Origin of the sequence: Azospira sp. (genome assembly GCF_030247495.1) — a bacterium.
GTDB lineage: Bacteria > Pseudomonadota > Gammaproteobacteria > Burkholderiales > Rhodocyclaceae > Azospira > Azospira oryzae.
In genome coordinates this window covers 203,959-219,119 of the sequence record NZ_JAOTRW010000009.1, presented here as the reverse complement: position 1 = coordinate 219,119, position 15,161 = coordinate 203,959, and the positions used below count along the sequence as shown (strand labels likewise).

16 protein-coding genes are annotated in these 15,161 nt (G+C 69.1%); 12 read left to right on the top strand and 4 right to left on the bottom strand.

All coding sequences use genetic code 11. The features are described from left to right. Nucleotide 1: 1 nt before the first annotated feature. The 4 genes from pyrR to OEL49_RS14755 are packed head-to-tail and all read right to left on the bottom strand — an operon-like array spanning nucleotide 2 to nucleotide 3,234. Nucleotides 2–523, bottom strand: coding sequence for a bifunctional pyr operon transcriptional regulator/uracil phosphoribosyltransferase PyrR (pyrR, locus tag OEL49_RS14770; RefSeq protein WP_014235706.1), 522 nt, complete (start codon nucleotides 521–523; stop codon nucleotides 2–4). Further along, nucleotides 516–992 carry a Holliday junction resolvase RuvX gene (ruvX, locus tag OEL49_RS14765; RefSeq protein ID WP_014235705.1) on the bottom strand — a complete coding sequence of 159 codons (477 nt, stop codon included), beginning with the start codon at nucleotides 990–992 and terminating at the stop codon, nucleotides 516–518. The genes pyrR and ruvX overlap by 8 nt, the downstream gene beginning before the upstream one ends. Beyond that, nucleotides 985–1,545 carry a YqgE/AlgH family protein gene (locus OEL49_RS14760; protein WP_014235704.1) on the bottom strand — a complete coding sequence of 187 codons (561 nt, stop codon included), beginning with the start codon at nucleotides 1,543–1,545 and terminating at the stop codon, nucleotides 985–987. The genes ruvX and OEL49_RS14760 overlap by 8 nt, the downstream gene beginning before the upstream one ends. 48 nt (nucleotides 1,546–1,593) lie before the next feature. After that, on the bottom strand, nucleotides 1,594–3,234 hold the full coding sequence (locus OEL49_RS14755; RefSeq protein ID WP_014235703.1) for a DUF342 domain-containing protein: 1,641 nt from the start codon (nucleotides 3,232–3,234) through the stop codon (nucleotides 1,594–1,596). A gap of 155 nt (nucleotides 3,235–3,389) precedes the next feature. Between OEL49_RS14755 and OEL49_RS14750 the strand changes: the two genes are divergently transcribed. The 12 genes from OEL49_RS14750 to hslU all read left to right on the top strand — a co-directional run bounded on the left by OEL49_RS14750 (nucleotide 3,390) and on the right by hslU (nucleotide 15,054). Next, nucleotides 3,390–4,838: a cryptochrome/photolyase family protein gene (locus OEL49_RS14750; protein WP_014235702.1), complete on the top strand. Its 1,449-nt coding sequence runs from the start codon at nucleotides 3,390–3,392 to the stop codon at nucleotides 4,836–4,838. A 91-nt stretch (nucleotides 4,839–4,929) separates the two neighbouring features. Next, entirely contained in the window at nucleotides 4,930–5,370 is a 441-nt protein-coding gene (locus OEL49_RS14745; protein WP_014235701.1) for a Fur family transcriptional regulator, read from the top strand. Nucleotides 5,371–5,378: 8 nt separating this feature from the next. Continuing rightward, entirely contained in the window at nucleotides 5,379–6,374 is a 996-nt protein-coding gene (locus tag OEL49_RS14740) for a CobW family GTP-binding protein (protein ID WP_014235700.1), read from the top strand. An 11-nt stretch (nucleotides 6,375–6,385) separates the two neighbouring features. Beyond that, a complete protein-coding gene (locus tag OEL49_RS14735) occupies nucleotides 6,386–7,450 on the top strand; it encodes a CobW family GTP-binding protein (protein ID WP_014235699.1) in 1,065 nt (354 codons plus the stop codon). Nucleotides 7,451–7,456: 6 nt separating this feature from the next. Continuing rightward, a complete protein-coding gene (locus OEL49_RS14730) occupies nucleotides 7,457–7,765 on the top strand; it encodes a hypothetical protein (protein ID WP_014235698.1) in 309 nt (102 codons plus the stop codon). Between the two features lie 98 nt (nucleotides 7,766–7,863). Further along, nucleotides 7,864–9,318 (top strand): hypothetical protein, encoded by a 1,455-nt coding sequence (locus OEL49_RS14725; RefSeq protein WP_014235697.1) that lies wholly within the window; start codon nucleotides 7,864–7,866, stop codon nucleotides 9,316–9,318. A gap of 164 nt (nucleotides 9,319–9,482) precedes the next feature. Continuing rightward, nucleotides 9,483–10,376: a metal ABC transporter substrate-binding protein gene (locus OEL49_RS14720; protein ID WP_014235696.1), complete on the top strand. Its 894-nt coding sequence runs from the start codon at nucleotides 9,483–9,485 to the stop codon at nucleotides 10,374–10,376. Between the two features lie 7 nt (nucleotides 10,377–10,383). Then, nucleotides 10,384–10,977 (top strand): ATP-binding cassette domain-containing protein, encoded by a 594-nt coding sequence (locus OEL49_RS14715; RefSeq protein WP_014235695.1) that lies wholly within the window; start codon nucleotides 10,384–10,386, stop codon nucleotides 10,975–10,977. After that, nucleotides 10,974–11,792, top strand: a complete 819-nt coding sequence (locus OEL49_RS14710) for a metal ABC transporter permease (protein WP_014235694.1) — start codon at nucleotides 10,974–10,976, stop codon at nucleotides 11,790–11,792. Before OEL49_RS14715 ends, OEL49_RS14710 begins: the two co-directional genes overlap by 4 nt. 76 nt (nucleotides 11,793–11,868) lie before the next feature. Then, on the top strand, nucleotides 11,869–13,098 hold the full coding sequence (locus tag OEL49_RS14705; protein WP_014235693.1) for an STAS domain-containing protein: 1,230 nt from the start codon (nucleotides 11,869–11,871) through the stop codon (nucleotides 13,096–13,098). A gap of 74 nt (nucleotides 13,099–13,172) precedes the next feature. Continuing rightward, the gene (gene hslV, locus OEL49_RS14700) at nucleotides 13,173–13,709 is read left to right on the top strand and encodes an ATP-dependent protease subunit HslV (protein ID WP_014235692.1); all 537 of its coding nucleotides are present in this window, start codon (nucleotides 13,173–13,175) and stop codon (nucleotides 13,707–13,709) included. Between the two features lie 7 nt (nucleotides 13,710–13,716). Continuing rightward, on the top strand, nucleotides 13,717–15,054 hold the full coding sequence (gene hslU, locus OEL49_RS14695) for an ATP-dependent protease ATPase subunit HslU (RefSeq protein ID WP_014235691.1): 1,338 nt from the start codon (nucleotides 13,717–13,719) through the stop codon (nucleotides 15,052–15,054). Nucleotides 15,055–15,161 lie beyond the last annotated feature (107 nt).

Sequence of the window (15,161 nt, the reverse complement as noted above, 5' to 3'; positions counted from 1 at the left end):
CTCAGCCACGGTCGTTCCTCCCCATTTTCCAGAACAGGCGGCCGGATTCCTCCCGGCCCAGGATCAATTCTTCACCTTCTTCCAGGTCCACTTCCCAGACGCAGTAGCCGGGCTCGATGGGTAGCTCCCGCTCGCCCCGGTCAGCCAGCACTGCCAGTTCGACCCGGGCCGGGCGGCCGTAATCGAACAGCTCGTTGATGGCGGCCCGGGTGGTGCGGCCGGTGTACAGCACGTCGTCCACCAGGATCAGGGGCCGGCCTTCCACCTCGAAGGGGATGTGGCTGGGGCGCACCTGGGGATGCAGGCCCTTCTCGGCGAAGTCGTCGCGGTAGAAGGAGACGTCGATCTGGCCCACTTCCTCGCGAATGTCGAGCAGCTGCTTGAGACGCTCGGCGACCCAGGCGCCGCCGGAGTAGATGCCCACCAGGGCGGTGTCGGGAGTGAGGTGGGGGCGCAGTTGCTCGGCCAGGCTGGCGAGCTGCAGTTCTGCGTCGGGGAGCTGGGTGGGAATGGCTTCAGGCATGGGCGGCAGGTTCGGAGAAAGGGTCGGAAGTGTCGAAATAGGCTTGCAGAATGAGTTGGGCCGCCACCGCGTCCAGGTGCTGCTTGGCGGATTTGGCGTTGTGGCCGGTTTCCCGCAGGCGCTCGTTGGCGTCGAGGGAGGTCAGGCGTTCGTCGGCGAAGGCCACCGGCAGGGCGAAGCGGCCCTTCAGCTGGTTGGCGAAGCGGGTGCAGCGGGCCGTCATGCCGTGGGGATTGCCGTCCAGACTGACCGGCAGGCCGACCACCAGCAAGGCGGGGCGCCATTCTGCGATGAGGGCGGCGATGGCGGCGAAACGCTCCTGGTTGGACTGGGCGTGGATCACCGTCAGGGGATGGGCGTGCTTGACCTGGGGCTCGCCGACGGCGACGCCGATGCGCTTCTCGCCGAAGTCGAAGGCCAGGACCGTGCCGGTCGGAGCGGAAGGGGAGCCGACGGCAGCCTCAGGCATGCCCGGCGTCCTCGGCCAGATGGGCGAAGTCGATGCCCAGGGCGAGCATGGCAGCGGCCAGGCGCTCTTCCGGCGGCAGGGAAAAGACGATGGAGGGATCGGCGCGCACGGTGAGCCAGCCGTTCTGGGCCAGTTCGCTTTCCAGCTGGCCGGCGCCCCAGCCGGCGTAGCCCAGGGTCACCAGCACTTCGCTGGGCTGGCCCTGCCGGCCCATGGCCACCAGGATGTCGCGGGAGCTGGTGAGGCCCACCTCGTCATTGACCGCCAGGGTGGATTGCCACTGGCCCACCGGCCGGTGCAGGACGAAGCCCCGGTCCGTCTGCACCGGGCCGCCGAAATACACCGGCAGGTTGTTCAGGCCGGCCGCGTCGAGGGGAATGTCCACCTTCTCGAAGAGGTCCTGCAGGGGCATGTCCAGGGGCTTGTTGACGACGATGCCGAGGGCGCCCTGGTCGTTGTGCTCGCAGACGTAGACGAGGGCGCGGGAAAAATAGGGATCGTCCATCGCCGGCATGGCGATGAGGAAGTGGTCGGTGAGATTGACGCTGTCCATGGCAGGGCGGATTTTACCCCGGAACGGGTCCCGGCATGGGCGTCCTGCTCAGCTCTTGCCCCGGGCCAGTTGGTCGGCCTCCAGGGCCCCTTCCGCCACCCGCACCTGCAGCCCGTGGGCCTTGTCCCCCACCAGGGTGTAGTGCAGCAGGCCGCAATGAACCTCCATGCCCTCGTACACCGCCTGCTCGGCGATGACCTTGGCGTTCTGGGCCAGGCGCAGCTGTTCCTGCAGCAGGGTTTCCTCCTCCCCCAGGCGGGTCAGGGTGCGCAGCAGGGATTCCCGGGTGATGCGGGCCCGCTTCAGGGTCTCCGGCGGCACCCGTTCCGGCAGCTTGGCCGCCAGCTCCAGCAGCTTGACCACCTGGGCCAGCTGCTCCTCCACCTGCTGCCGGTGCAGCACCAGGCGCTGCTGCTGGGCCCGCAGCTTGGGGTCCAGGCCGATGTCGATGCGCGTGCCGATGTGGGCGCCGGAGCCGATCACCTTGGCCTTCACCAGCAGGGTGGCCTGGGCCCGGCCGCCGATGATGTGGCCCCGCTGCTTGTGGCCGACGACGATCTGGTTGATGGCGATGAGATTGCTCTGCATGGCCACGTCGTCGATGAAGATGCTGTCGCCTGCCTCCACCTTGGCCTGCTGCACGTAGGTGGCGGTGAAGCTGCCGCCGCACTGGATGTAGGAGGGGATTTCGTTGCCCTGGGCGTCCTTGCGGCCGCCGGCGCCGATGGCGCCGCCCTTGATGACGATGTCGCCGCCGGCGACGATGACCGCCGCCTCCACCGTGCCGCCGATCTCGATGTCGCCGCTGGCGCGGATGGTCATGCCGGCCTGGACGTCGCCCTTGACCGTGACGGCGCCGTCGAAGTCGATGTTGCCCGAATTGATGGTGACTTCATTCACCGTGTAGGTGGGCTCGACGATCACCCCTTCCCGGGTGCGCACCGGCTGGCCGGTGATGGCGGCGGCCAGCTTGTTGGGGTCCGCCGGGTCCGGGGCGACGCCGGAGAGGTTGGGGGAGAACATGGTCTCCTTGCCCGCCAGGGCCGGGATCACGGCGCCGGAAACGGTTTCCCCCGGGGTGCCGGGGGTGGCGGGAATGCGCTGCATGACGGCCTGGCCGGCGTGTACCGTGAGGATTTCCCCCAGGTTGCGGTAGTCCATGAGGCCCTTTTCGTTGACCTGGGGCACCCGGCTGCGGCTTTCCGGCACCAGCACCTCGATGCGCCCGTCCTCGCCGTGGACCGGGGCCCGGCCCTCGGCGATGAGCAGGTTGTCGGCCTGGCCCAGGGCCAGGGCCTGGGCGATGGCGGACTCCCGGATGCCGGTGGTGACGCCCTGCTGGGCCAGGGCCCGGCGGATGGCGGCGTCGTCGATGGGGGCGCCGCCCTGGGGCGGGGTGATGCTGAGGAAGGCGGCCATCTTGTCGCCGGCGACGCTGACCTCGGCCTTGGCGTCCACCGCCTCGGCCACCGCCAGGGCCGCCACCGGGCGGGCGCCCTTGATGCTGTCGGCGAGCACGCCGAGGGCGGCCGCATTGCGCCGCAGGGCGCCGTGGCCGAGCTCGGCGATGCGTTCTTCCAGCCAGGGGACGTCTATCGTGGGGGGCGCCACTCCCGCTTCCGGTGTGAAGCTGGCGACCAGGCTACGACTTTCGGGGTCGTAGGTGAAATCGAGTCCTTGCGCTTCCATTGATCCCTTCCTGAGATCAGGCGTGTCTGTCGCACGCCTCTTCGCCGACTGGAGTATTTAGAGCTAACATCTGGCGCACCTTCCGGCCGTCGAACCCGGAAGCCCCTTCCCTGTGGGGGCGGCACTGCCCCGCCGCGCCTGAATCGATTGCCATTATGCTTGAATCCGCCCTTGTCTGGTTCCGCCGTGATCTACGCGATTACGACCACGCCGCCCTCTACCACGCCCTGAAGTCGGCGCGCCGGGTGTGGTGCGCCTTCGTCTTCGACAGCGACATCCTGGAGGCCCTGCCCGGGCGCAGCGACCGGCGGGTCGAGTTCATCCGGGAATCCCTGGCGGAACTCCATGTGGCCCTCCAGGCCAAGGGCGGCGGCCTCATGGTGCGCCACGGCCCGGCGGCCGCGGAAATTGCCGCCCTGGCGCGCCAGCTGGGCGTGGTGGCGGTGTTCGCCAATCGGGACTACGAGCCCCGGGCCAAGGCCCGGGACGCGGCGGTGGCCGCCGACCTGGAGCGGGACGGCATCGCCCTGCACCTGTTCAAGGACCAGGCCGTCTTCGACGGCGACGAGGTCCTGACCAAGGGCGGCACGCCCTACACCGTGTTCACGCCCTACAAGAACTGCTGGCTGGGGAAACTGGAGGATTTTCATGTCCGTCCCTATCCGGTGGATCGCTACAGCGGGCACCTGGCCCCGCCCCCGGACGGCGGCGGGGTGCCTTCACTGGCAGATATCGGCTTTTTGCCGACGGACCTTGAGCGCATCGGCGTCGTTCCCGGCATGAGTGGCGGCGCCGCCCGCTGGCAGGACTTCCGCCAGCGCCTGGAGCGCTACGCCGAGCAGCGGGATTTTCCGGCGGTGAAGGGCGTCTCCTACCTCTCCGTCTATCTGCGCTTCGGCTGCCTCTCCATTCGCCAGCTGGCGGGCGAGGCCTGGCGCAGCGGCGGCCCTGGCGCCGCCACCTGGCTCTCGGAGCTGATCTGGCGCGACTTCTATTTCATGGTGCTGGACCGTTTCCCCCAACTGCCGGACGGCTGCTTCAAGCCCGAGTTCGACCGGGTGCTGTGGGACGAGGCCCCCGCCCTGCTGGCGGCCTGGCGGGAGGGCCGTACCGGCTATCCCCTGGTGGATGCGGCCATGCGCCAGCTGGCCCAGACCGGCTGGATGCACAACCGGCTGCGCATGGTGGTGGCCTCCTTCCTGACCAAGGACCTGGGCCTGGACTGGCGCCTGGGGGAAGGGCATTTTGCCGACCTGCTGCTGGATTTCGACCTCTCCGCCAACAACGGCGGCTGGCAATGGGCCGCCTCCACCGGCTGCGACGCCCAGCCCTGGTTCCGCATCTTCAACCCCGTCACCCAGTCGGAAAAATTCGATCCCCAGGGCCGCTTCATCCGCCGCTACGTGCCGGAGCTGGCCGGGGTGCCGGACAAGCACATCCACGCCCCCTGGCGCATGGCCCCCCTGGAGCAGCAGGCTGCTGGCGTAATCATCGGCCGCGACTACCCGGCGCCGGTGGTGGACCACAATCTGGCCCGCCAACGCACCCTGGCCCGTTTCGAGGCGGTGAAGGGCAAGGCCGGCAAGGAGGCGGCGGCGGAGTAAGTGCAACACAATTGCAGTTGCAATAGTGTTGTGCTCTAATGGCCCTCCCGCCAATTCCCGCCGCGCCCGTGCACCTCGGGCGCCTGACGCCATGACCGATTCCGCCGCCGCTCCCGCCCTCCAGGCGGCCGCCGCCATCCGCGCCGCCGGCGCCCGGGTGACGCCGGCCCGGGTCCAGGTGCTGGCCCTGCTGCGGGGCGCCGCCGGGCCCCTGACCCACCTGGAGGTGGAAAAGGCCCTGGGCCCCCTGGCCGGCGACCGGGTCACCCTCTACCGGGCCCTGGACTGGCTGGTCTCCGCCGGCCTGGCGGCCAAGGCCACCGATGCCTCCCGGGTCTTCCGCTACTCCGCCACCGGCCCCGCCGCCGAACACATCGCCCACGCCCATTTCCGCTGCGAAGCCTGCGGCCGCATCTTCTGCCTGGATGCGCCGCCCCCCGCCGCCCCCGAACTCCCCGCCGGCTTCCGCCTGGCCCGCATGGAAGTGGATCTCCACGGCCAGTGCCCCGCCTGCGCCGCCGCCCAGCCCTGAAAGCCGCCATGCTCACCACCGATCCCCGTATTCCCGTCACCCTGCTCACCGGCTTTCTCGGCAGCGGCAAGACCACCCTGCTCAACCGCATCCTCAAGGAAGCCCACGGCCAGCGCATCGCCGTCATCGAAAACGAATTCGGCGAAGTGGGGGTGGACAACGACCTGCTGCTGGAAAGCGAAGAGCAGATCGTGGAGATGAACAACGGCTGCATCTGCTGCACCGTGCGCGGCGACCTCACCCGCATCCTGGGCGAGCTGGTGGCAAAGCGCGCCAACGGCACCCTGCATTTCGACCGGGTGCTGATCGAGACCACCGGCCTGGCCGACCCGGGCCCGGTGGCCCAGACCTTCCTGGTGGAGCCGGAGGTGGCCCAGGCCTACCGCCTGGACGCCATCCTCACCCTGGTGGATGCCAAGCACGCCATGGCGCAGCTGGACCAGCACGAGATCGCCCAGGAGCAGGTGGGTTTCGCCGACCGCCTGCTGCTGACCAAGACCGACCTGGTGAGCGAGGCCGAGAAGGCCGCCCTGATCGCCCGCCTGGTGGACATCAACGGCCGCGCCGCCATCTACGAGACGCTCCAGGGCCAGGGCGTGGACCTGGCGGCCCTGCTGGACGTGAACAGCTTCTCCCTGGAGTCGGTGCTGGAGCGGGAGCCGGATTTCCTCGCCAGCGGCCACCACCATCACCACAACAACGCCATCAGCAGCTTCGCCTTCACCACCCACGGCGAGTTCGACCCGGCCCGCCTGGACGAATTCTTCGGCGCCCTGGTGCAGGTTTACGGCGAGGACATGCTGCGCTACAAGGGCCTCCTGGCCGTGACCGGCCAGGCCCACCAGATCATCCTGCAGGGGGTGCACATGCTGGTGGCCACCAACGTGGGCCGGCCCTGGGCCGAGAACGAGGCGCGGGAGTCGCGCATCGTCTTCATCGGCCGCAACCTGCCCCGGGACATTTTCGAGAAGGGCCTGCGCCAGTGCATCGGCAAGCCCTGGTGAGCGCTTAAACAATGGACCGCCGCGTTCCCGTCAGCGTCCTCACCGGCTTCCTCGGCGCCGGCAAGACCACCCTGCTCAACCACCTCCTGCGCCAGCCGGAGATGGCCGATACCGCCGTGCTCATCAACGAGTTCGGCGAGACGGGCCTGGACCACCATCTGGTGGAAAAGGTGGACGAGAACCTGGTGCTGCTCGACTCCGGCTGCCTCTGCTGTTCCGTCCGCGGCGACCTGGTGCGGGCCCTGAAGGACCTGGCCATGCGCGCCCAGCGGCGCGAGATCAAGGCCCTCAAGCGGGTACTGATCGAGACCACCGGCCTGGCCGATCCGGCGCCGGTGATGCACACCCTGATGGAAGACTTCTTCATCGCCGAGCGCTACCGTACCGATGGCGTCATCACGGCGGTGGATGCCACCCATGCCGAGGGCCAGCTGTCGCGCCACTTCGAGGCGGTGAAGCAGGTCACCATGGCCGACCGCCTGCTGCTGACCAAGACCGACCTGCTCGCCGATCCCGAGGCCCTGCCGCGCCTGGAGCGCCGCCTGCAGCGCCTCAACCCCGGCGCGCCGCGCCATGTGGTGGTGCAGGGCCGGGCCGACGCCGCCTGGTTCCTCGACAGCGGCACCTTCAACGCCGCCGCCAAGGCGCCGGAAGTAGCCCGCTGGCTGGCGGAGGAAGCGGTCAAGGCGACCCGGGCCAGCCACAGCGGCCACGACCACGATCCCAACCGCCACGACGCCCTGGTGCACGCCTTCACCCTGCGCTTTGCCGAGCCCCTGCACTGGGGCGATTTCCTCGAAGCCCTGGACGTGCTGCTGGCCACCTGCGGCGACCGCATCCTGCGGGTCAAGGGCCTGGTGCACGTGGCCGGGGAGGCGCAGCCCCGGGTGGTGCATTGCGTGCAGCACACCCGCTACCCGACCCTGGTGCTGGATGCCTGGCCGGAAGCCGAACCCTTCAACGACCGCAGCACCCGGCTGGTGTTCATCGTGCGCAACTTCGCCAAGGACAACGTGGAGAAGGCTTTCACCATGTTCTGCGGCGGCGTTCGCGATGCCGACGGGCAGGCCGTCTAAACCGCCATGATGCCGGCGCCGCGCTGCCGCCCCCCCGCCCGCCTCGCCCGCTGGCTGGCCCTGCTGCCCCTGTTGCTGGCGGCGGTGTGGCTGCTGCACCTGGCCAGCCATCTGCAGGGCGAGGAGGGGGCCGGCCCGGCGGCCGAGTCCTGTCTCGTCTGTCTGCACCTGGGCGGCCACGCGACGCCCCTGGCGGCGACAGCTGCTCCCCTGCCCTTGTCCCTGGCCGCTTTCGAGCCGGCCATCGCCAGCGCGTCCCGCTGGCGCCATCTGCCGACCCCCCTGCCCCGCCAGGGCGCCCCGCCTCGATCCTGAGCAACGAGCCATGAAGAGCCGCATCCCCCTTGCCTCTCCGGCCGGGGGCTGGCGGCCGTCGCTGTCCCGTCGTTGTCAGATTTGAATTGAGGTAGACCATGTTCACTCCCCGTTACACCCCCCTGGCCCTGGCCGTTTCGTTTGCCCTGGCCGCCGGCGCCGCCCAGGCCGCTCCCGATGCCGACGTGGCCCGGGAAATGAAGCAGATGCGCGAGCAGCTGCAGCAGATGCAGCGCGCCTACGAGCAGCGCATCGCCGCCCTGGAAGGGCGCCTGGCCCAGGCTGAAACCAAGGCCGTCAAGGCCGAGAAGACGGCGGTGGATGCCAGCGCCACCGCCGGCGAGGCCAAGGCCAGCGCCGAGAGCGCCCAGGCCTCCCGCAGCCGGGAACCGGTGCGGGCCAATGCCTTCAACCCGGAAATCTCCCTCATCCTCACCGGCACCTACAACAACCTGAAGAAGGACCCCAACAGCTACCAGATCACCGGCTTCACCCCGACCCTGGGCGAAGTGGGCCCCGGCAGCCGCAGCTTCAGCCTGGGCGAGACCGAGCTGGTGCTGAGCGCCAACGTGGACCCCAACTGGCGCGGCGTCGCCATCGCCGCCCTGAAGCCCGAAGGCGGCGTGGATATGGAAAACGCCTACATCGAGAGCCTGGGCCTGGGCCGCGGCTTCAACTTCAAGGCCGGCCGCTTCTTCTCCAGCCTCGGCTATCTCAACGAGCAGCACGCCCACGCCTGGGACTTCGTCGATGCGCCCCTGGCCTACAAGGCCTTCCTCGGCAACCAGTTCGGCCAGGACGGGGTGCAGCTGCGCTGGCTGGCACCCACCGAGACCTTCCTCGAGATCGGCGCCGAAGCCGGCCGCGGCCAGTCCTTCCCCAGCACCGACCGCAACAAGAACGGCACCACCACCGGCGTCCTCTTCGCCCACCTGGGCGGCGACGTGGGCCCCAGCAACGCCTGGCGCGCCGGCCTCTCCTACCTGGGCACCTCGCCCAAGGACCGTACCTACCAGGACACGGACAGCCTGGGGGCGGCGGTGGACGACACCTTCAGCGGCAAGAGCCGCCTGTGGATTCTGGACGGGGTGTGGAAGTGGGCGCCCAACGGCAACCCCAGCGTCACCAACTTCACCCTCCAGGGCGAGTACTTCCGCCGCACCGAAAGCGGCACCCTGGCCAGCAACTCGGCCGCCGGCGCCTGCGGCGGCGATTGCAGCGGCAGCTACGAGAGCAAGCAGTCCGGCTGGTACCTGCAAGGGGTGTACCAGTTCATGCCGCGCTGGCGCGCCGGCCTGCGCCACGACCGCCTCGATTACGGCACGGTGGACATCGGCCTGGCGAAGAACGGCATCCTCAGCGGTTCCGACTTCCCGGTCATGGCCAGCCACAACCCGACCCGCAACAGCGTCATGTTCGACTACAGCCCCAGCGAGTTCTCCCGCTTCCGCGTGCAGCTGGCGCGGGACCAGTCCGGGCTGGGGGAAACGGACAACCAGGTGTTCCTGCAATACATCCAGAGTCTGGGCACCCACGGCGCCCACAAATTCTAAAAACCACGCTGGCACCGGCGATGCGTCGTTGCTTGGGGCCTTGTGTGCAAGAGCACACGGCGGCTCCTCGCGCCTAGCCTCGCCGGCACCAGCGTGGTTTTCAAGGTGATCTGAATTTTTTGGCGGAGTGGGTTTTGCCCCTTCGCCGGCTGAAAGGAATTTCCATGCAACGACTGATTGTTTTACTGCTCCTGGCTTTCACCCTGCCGGCCCAGGCGGCGCTCAATGTGCTGGCCACGGTGCCCGAATGGGCGGCCCTGGTGAAGGAGATCGGCGGCGACAAGGTCAATGTGGTGGCCGCCACCAACGGCCTGCAGGACCCCCACCGCATCGAGGCCAAGCCCTCCCTCATCGCCCGGGGCCGCAATGCCCAGCTGCTGGTGGCCACCGGCGCCGAGCTGGAGGTGGGCTGGCTGCCCCTGGTGCAGCGGGAGTCGGGCAATCCGGCGATCCAGAGCGGCCAGCCCGGCTATTTCGAGGCGGCCCGCTACGTCACCCTGCGCGAAGTGCCGGCGGTGCTGGACCGCTCCCACGGTGACGTCCATGCCGGCGGCAATCCCCACATCCAGACCGATCCGCGCCTCTACCTGAAAATCGGCGAGGCCCTGGCCGAGCGCCTGGCCCTGCTGGACCCGGCCCAGGCCCAGGCCTACCAGGCCGGCTACCGCAGCTTCGCCGAACGCTGGAAGGCCGCCATCGCCCGCTGGGAAGCCAAGGCCGCCCCGCTCAAGGGCGTGCCGGTACTGGTGCAGCACGACGCCTTCCCCTACCTCAATGCCTGGCTCGGCCTGAAGCAGGTCGGCGTGCTGGAGCAGAAGCCGGGCATGGAACCGTCTTCCGGCTACCTGGCGGAAGTGCTGGCGCGGCAGCAGCACAACCCGGGGCGCATGGTCCTGCGGCCCGCTTACCAGTATGATGCCCCCTCCCGCTGGATCGCCGACAAGGCCGGCATCCCCTCCGTGATCCTGCCCTTCACCGTGGGCGGCACGGCCGAGGCCAAGGACCTGTTCTCCCTTTTCGACGACACGGTGAACCGCCTCCTGGCCGCCCTGCGCTGAACCCTCCATGCCCACTGCCTCCGCCCATCCCCTGCTCAGCGTTGCCGCCCTCGTCGCCGGCTACGGCCGGCCCGTGGTGGGGCCGGTGGATTTCACCCTGGCCCGGGGCGAGGTGCTGGGGCTGGCGGGGCCCAACGGTTCGGGCAAGAGCACCCTGCTCTCGGTCCTGGCCGGCGCCGGCCGGCGTTTTGCCGGCAGCGTCGAGCTGGCGCCGGGGGTGGAAATCTCCTGGCAGACCCAGCGCCAGCCGGCAGTGGCCGGCATCCCCCTCAACGGCCGGGAGCTGCTGGCCCTTACCGGCGCCAGCGCTGCCGGCCTGCCGCCCTGGCTGGCGGCCCGCCTGGAGGAGCGCCTGGACCGGCTTTCCGGCGGCCAGCTGCAGTTCCTGCACCTGTGGGCCTGCCTGCAGGCGCCGGCGGACGTGATCCTGCTCGACGAACCCACCAACAACCTGGACCCCCAGGGCGTGGCCGCCCTGGGAGCCGCCATCGCCGCCCGGGCGGCGGCCGGCGCCGGCATCGTCCTGGTCAGCCACGACGACGATTTCGTCGCCGCCGCCTGCCAGCGGGTGGTGCGCCTGCCGGGAGGGCCCCGGCCATGAACCTGGATCTGCTGTCCGACCCCCTCTTTCTCTGGCCCTGCCTCACCGGCCTGGTCTTCGCCCTGCTGCTGCCCCTCTGCGGCGCCTACCTGCGCCTGCGCGGCGAGTGGCTGGCGGCCCTCTCCTACGCCCAGATGGCGGCTGCCGGCAGCCTTTCGGCGGCAGCCCTGGCCCTGCCCCTGGTCCTGGGCGGGCCGGCTGCGGCCTTCCTGGCGGCGGCGGTGAAAAACGCCTTCGAGGAGGCGGCCGAAGCCACCCGGGGCGCCGCCTACGCCATGCTGCTGCTGGCCGGCTGGGGCACGGCGGTGCTGCTGGCGGCCAACCTGCCCCTGGCCGAGCGCCTGGGCCATGCCCTCTTCGACGGCCAGCTCTATTTCACCGACCGCAGCCATTTCCTCGCCGCCCTGGGCGCCTTCGCCGTGGCCGTGCCCCTGCTGCGCTGGCTCTCCCGGCCCCTGCTGCTGTCCCATTTCTACCCGGATTTCTACCGGGCCCGGGGCCGCTCCAGCCGCCGCCTGCACCTGGCCTTCGACCTGGTGGTGGCCGGCGTCCTGGCCCTGGCCACCACCAGCGTCGGCGTCATGGCCGCCTTCGCCCTGGTCTTCATCCCGCCCCTGGCCGCCGCCCCCTGGGCCCGCAGCTGGCGTGCCGCCCTGTGGCTGGGCGCCCTCCTGGGCGGCCTGGCTCACCTGCTGGCCTTCGCCCTGGCCCTGGTCCTGGATCAGCCCTTCGGCCCGGTACTGGCCCTGCTGCTGGTTCTCCTGGGGGCCGCCAGCGCCCTGCTGGCGCGCGGCTTTCCCCGGATTGCGGCATGACGGCGTAGTGTGATAAAAGTCATAAGCTAGTCGTTATATACTGCTGCGGCGTTTTGCTGCCCACTGAAAGCAGGCCATGATTTTCTCGCTGTTCAAGAAGAGTCGCGAAGACAACAAGGTTCCCGAAGCCCGCATGGTCAAGGTACCGGCGCCGACCCCGGCCGCCGCGCCCCAGCCCGCCGGGGCTCCTGCCGCGCCCGCCGCCGCGCCCCTCGAAACTCCCTCCAAGGCCGCCCCGGCCGTGGATTCCATGTCCCTGGACTTCACCGGCTTCTCCCTCGGCGACCTGGAGTCCGGCGGCATCGAGCTGGATAACGAAAGCGATCCCCTGGAAGCCGTGGTGGAACAGGCCGCCGTGCTCTACGCCAACGGCCAGGAAGGTGTCGCCAAGGCCACCCTGGAAGACGCGGTGGGCCGCTACCGTTCCGGCCCCACGGCCATCCGCCTGTGGATGATGCTGTTCGATTTCTACCAGCTGCACGGCGACAAGGCCGCCTTCGAAAACCTGGAACTGGACTTCGCCCGCATTTTCGAGCGATCCCCGCCGGCCTGGTGCGATACCAAGAAGGCCGAGGCGGTGGTGGCTGGCGGCACGCCCACCACCCTCTTCAAGGGCGCCATGGAAGGCAGCAATCATGCCGCTTTCGGCATCCTGGCCGATGCCCTGGAGAAGAACCAGAAGCAGCGCCTGGACCTGTCCAAGGTGCAGCAGCTGGACGATGCCGGGGCCGAGCGTTTCCTCAAACTGTTGCAGCAGTCGGCCAAGCGCAAGCAGGTGCTGGAACTGGCCGGCATCGAGGCCCTGGAAGGCCTGCTGGCCGCTGCCGCAGTCACCGGCAAGGCCGAGAATCCCCAGTGCTGGCTGCTGCAGCTGGAACTGCTGCAACGGGCCGGCCGCCAGGAACAGTTCGAGGAGCGGGCGGTGGATTACGCCGTCACCTTCGAAGTGTCGCCCCCCTCCTGGGACCCGGCCCGGGTCCAGGCCACCCCGGTGGCCGCCGCCCAGTGTCCGGACTGTACGGACGGCAGCGAGGGCGACGAGGCCTACCGTCTCAGCGGCGAACTGAAAAACGCCCGCTTCAACGACCTCAAGGATTTCGCCGAAAGCCGGGACCCGGTGGTCCTGGATTTCACCGCCGTGGTGCGCATCGACTTCGTCAGCGCCGGCGCCCTGGTGAATATGCTGACCCCCTGCAAATCCGCCGGCAAGGCGGTCATCATCCGCAACACCAACCGCCTGGTGTTCGAGCTGCTGGCGGTGGTGGGGGTCAATGCGGTGGCCCGCATCGAGCCGGCCCGCAAGTGAATTGGCAGCCTGCCGCCCCGCCGTGGCGCGGGCGGCAGCGCATTTCCCCTTCTTTCCCGAACTGAAGAAACCGCATGGAACAGTATCACGGCACCACCATCCTCTCGGTGCGCCGCGGCGCCTCCGTCGCCATGGGCGGCGACGGCCAGGTGACCCTGGGCAACATCGTCGTCAAGGCCACGGCGCGTAAGGTACGCCGCCTCTACAACGACCGCATCCTGGCCGGCTTTGCCGGCGGCACTGCCGACGCCTTCACCCTCTTCGAGCGCTTCGAGGCCAAGCTGGAAAAGCACCAGGGCAACCTGGTCCGCTCCGCCGTGGAGCTGGCCAAGGACTGGCGCAGCGACCGGGCCCTGCGCCGGCTGGAGGCCATGCTCTCCGTCGCCGACCGGGAGTCCTCCCTCATCATCACCGGCAACGGCGACGTGCTGGAACCGGAGTACGGCATCGTCGCCATCGGTTCCGGCGGCGCCTACGCCCAGTCCGCCGCCCGGGCCCTGATCGAGAACACCGAGCTGGCCCCCGGCGAGGTGGTGCGCAAGTCCCTGGAGATTGCCGGCGACCTGTGCATCTACACCAACCGCAATTTCACCATCGAGACCCTGGAGTAAGGACGCCATGACTCAGATGACTCCCCAGGAAATCGTGCACGAGCTGGACAAGCACATCGTCGGTCAGGCCCAGGCCAAGAAGGCCGTGGCCATCGCTCTGCGCAACCGCTGGCGCCGCTCCCAGGTGGAAGAGGGCCTGCGCCACGAGATCACGCCGAAGAACATCCTCATGATCGGCCCCACCGGCGTCGGCAAGACCGAGATCGCCCGCCGCCTGGCGCGCCTGGCCAATGCCCCCTTCATCAAGATCGAGGCCACCAAGTTCACCGAGGTGGGCTATGTGGGCCGGGACGTGGACACCATCATCCGCGACCTCATGGAGACCGCCATCAAGGGCCAGCGCGAGCAGGCCATGAAGCGGGTGCGGGCCCGGGCCGAAGACGCGGCCGAGGACCGGGTCCTCGACGCCCTGCTGCCTCCCGCCCGGGGTGCCGGCTTCTTCAACGAGAACCAGGGCAGCAGCGAGGATTCCACCACTCGCCAGAAATTCCGCAAGAAGCTGCGGGAGGGCGAACTGGACGACAAGGAAATCGACATCGAGGTGGCGGCCCCCGGCATGCAGGCGGAGATTTTTGCGCCGCCGGGCATGGAGGAGCTGACCAGCCAGATCCAGGGCATGTTCCAGAGCATGGGCACGGCCCGCAAGAAGTCGCGCAAGCTGAAAATTCCCGAAGCCATGAAACTGCTGGTGGAGGAAGAGGCGGCCAAGCTGGTCAATGACGAGGAAGTGAAGCTGGAAGCCCTGAAGAACGTGGAGCAGAACGGCATCGTCTTCCTCGACGAGATCGACAAGATCGCCTCCCGCTCCGATGCCCATGGCGCCGACGTCTCCCGCCAGGGCGTGCAGCGGGACCTCTTGCCCCTGGTGGAAGGCACCACCGTGTCCACCAAGTACGGCATGGTCAAGACGGACCACATCCTCTTCATCGCCAGCGGCGCCTTCCACCTGGCCAAGCCGTCGGACCTGATCCCCGAGCTGCAGGGCCGCCTGCCCATCCGGGTGGAACTGGATTCCCTCTCCGTCTCCGATTTCGAGCAGATCCTGACCCAGACCGACGCCTGCCTGACGCGCCAGTACCAGGCCCTGCTCGGCACCGAGGGCCTGAAGCTGGAATTCACCGCCGACGGCATCAAGCGCTTGGCGGAGATCGCCTACTCGGTCAATGAAAAGACCGAGAACATCGGCGCTCGCCGCCTGTACACGGTCATGGAAAAGCTGCTGGAGGAAGTCTCCTTCACCGCCGGCAAGTCCGGCGCCGAGACCCTCACCGTGGACGGCGCCTACGTGGATGCCCGCCTGGGCGAACTGTCCCGGGACGAGGACCTCTCCCGCTACGTGCTGTAAGAAGCGGGGCGGCGGCAGGCCGCCCCGACGTCCCCAACTAGGGGCAACCCTGATGGCCGCCCCGCCCGGGCCGCCGTTACACTCTCCCGGAACCCCGCCCTGGAGCC

Bases quoted from the DNA above. Each gene is read 5' to 3' on its own strand.
- pyrR (WP_014235706.1), bottom strand. From the start codon at position 523: ATGCCTGAAGCCATTCCCACCCAGCTCCCCGACGCAGAACTGCAGCTC.
- ruvX (WP_014235705.1), bottom strand. From the start codon at position 992: ATGCCTGAGGCTGCCGTCGGCTCCCCTTCCGCTCCGACCGGCACGGTC.
- OEL49_RS14760 (WP_014235704.1), bottom strand. From the start codon at position 1,545: ATGGACAGCGTCAATCTCACCGACCACTTCCTCATCGCCATGCCGGCG.
- OEL49_RS14755 (WP_014235703.1), bottom strand. From the start codon at position 3,234: ATGGAAGCGCAAGGACTCGATTTCACCTACGACCCCGAAAGTCGTAGC.
- OEL49_RS14750 (WP_014235702.1), top strand. From the start codon at position 3,390: ATGCTTGAATCCGCCCTTGTCTGGTTCCGCCGTGATCTACGCGATTAC.
- OEL49_RS14745 (WP_014235701.1), top strand. From the start codon at position 4,930: ATGACCGATTCCGCCGCCGCTCCCGCCCTCCAGGCGGCCGCCGCCATC.
- OEL49_RS14740 (WP_014235700.1), top strand. From the start codon at position 5,379: ATGCTCACCACCGATCCCCGTATTCCCGTCACCCTGCTCACCGGCTTT.
- OEL49_RS14735 (WP_014235699.1), top strand. From the start codon at position 6,386: ATGGACCGCCGCGTTCCCGTCAGCGTCCTCACCGGCTTCCTCGGCGCC.
- OEL49_RS14730 (WP_014235698.1), top strand. From the start codon at position 7,457: ATGATGCCGGCGCCGCGCTGCCGCCCCCCCGCCCGCCTCGCCCGCTGG.
- OEL49_RS14725 (WP_014235697.1), top strand. From the start codon at position 7,864: ATGTTCACTCCCCGTTACACCCCCCTGGCCCTGGCCGTTTCGTTTGCC.
- OEL49_RS14720 (WP_014235696.1), top strand. From the start codon at position 9,483: ATGCAACGACTGATTGTTTTACTGCTCCTGGCTTTCACCCTGCCGGCC.
- OEL49_RS14715 (WP_014235695.1), top strand. From the start codon at position 10,384: ATGCCCACTGCCTCCGCCCATCCCCTGCTCAGCGTTGCCGCCCTCGTC.
- OEL49_RS14710 (WP_014235694.1), top strand. From the start codon at position 10,974: ATGAACCTGGATCTGCTGTCCGACCCCCTCTTTCTCTGGCCCTGCCTC.
- OEL49_RS14705 (WP_014235693.1), top strand. From the start codon at position 11,869: ATGATTTTCTCGCTGTTCAAGAAGAGTCGCGAAGACAACAAGGTTCCC.
- hslV (WP_014235692.1), top strand. From the start codon at position 13,173: ATGGAACAGTATCACGGCACCACCATCCTCTCGGTGCGCCGCGGCGCC.
- hslU (WP_014235691.1), top strand. From the start codon at position 13,717: ATGACTCAGATGACTCCCCAGGAAATCGTGCACGAGCTGGACAAGCAC.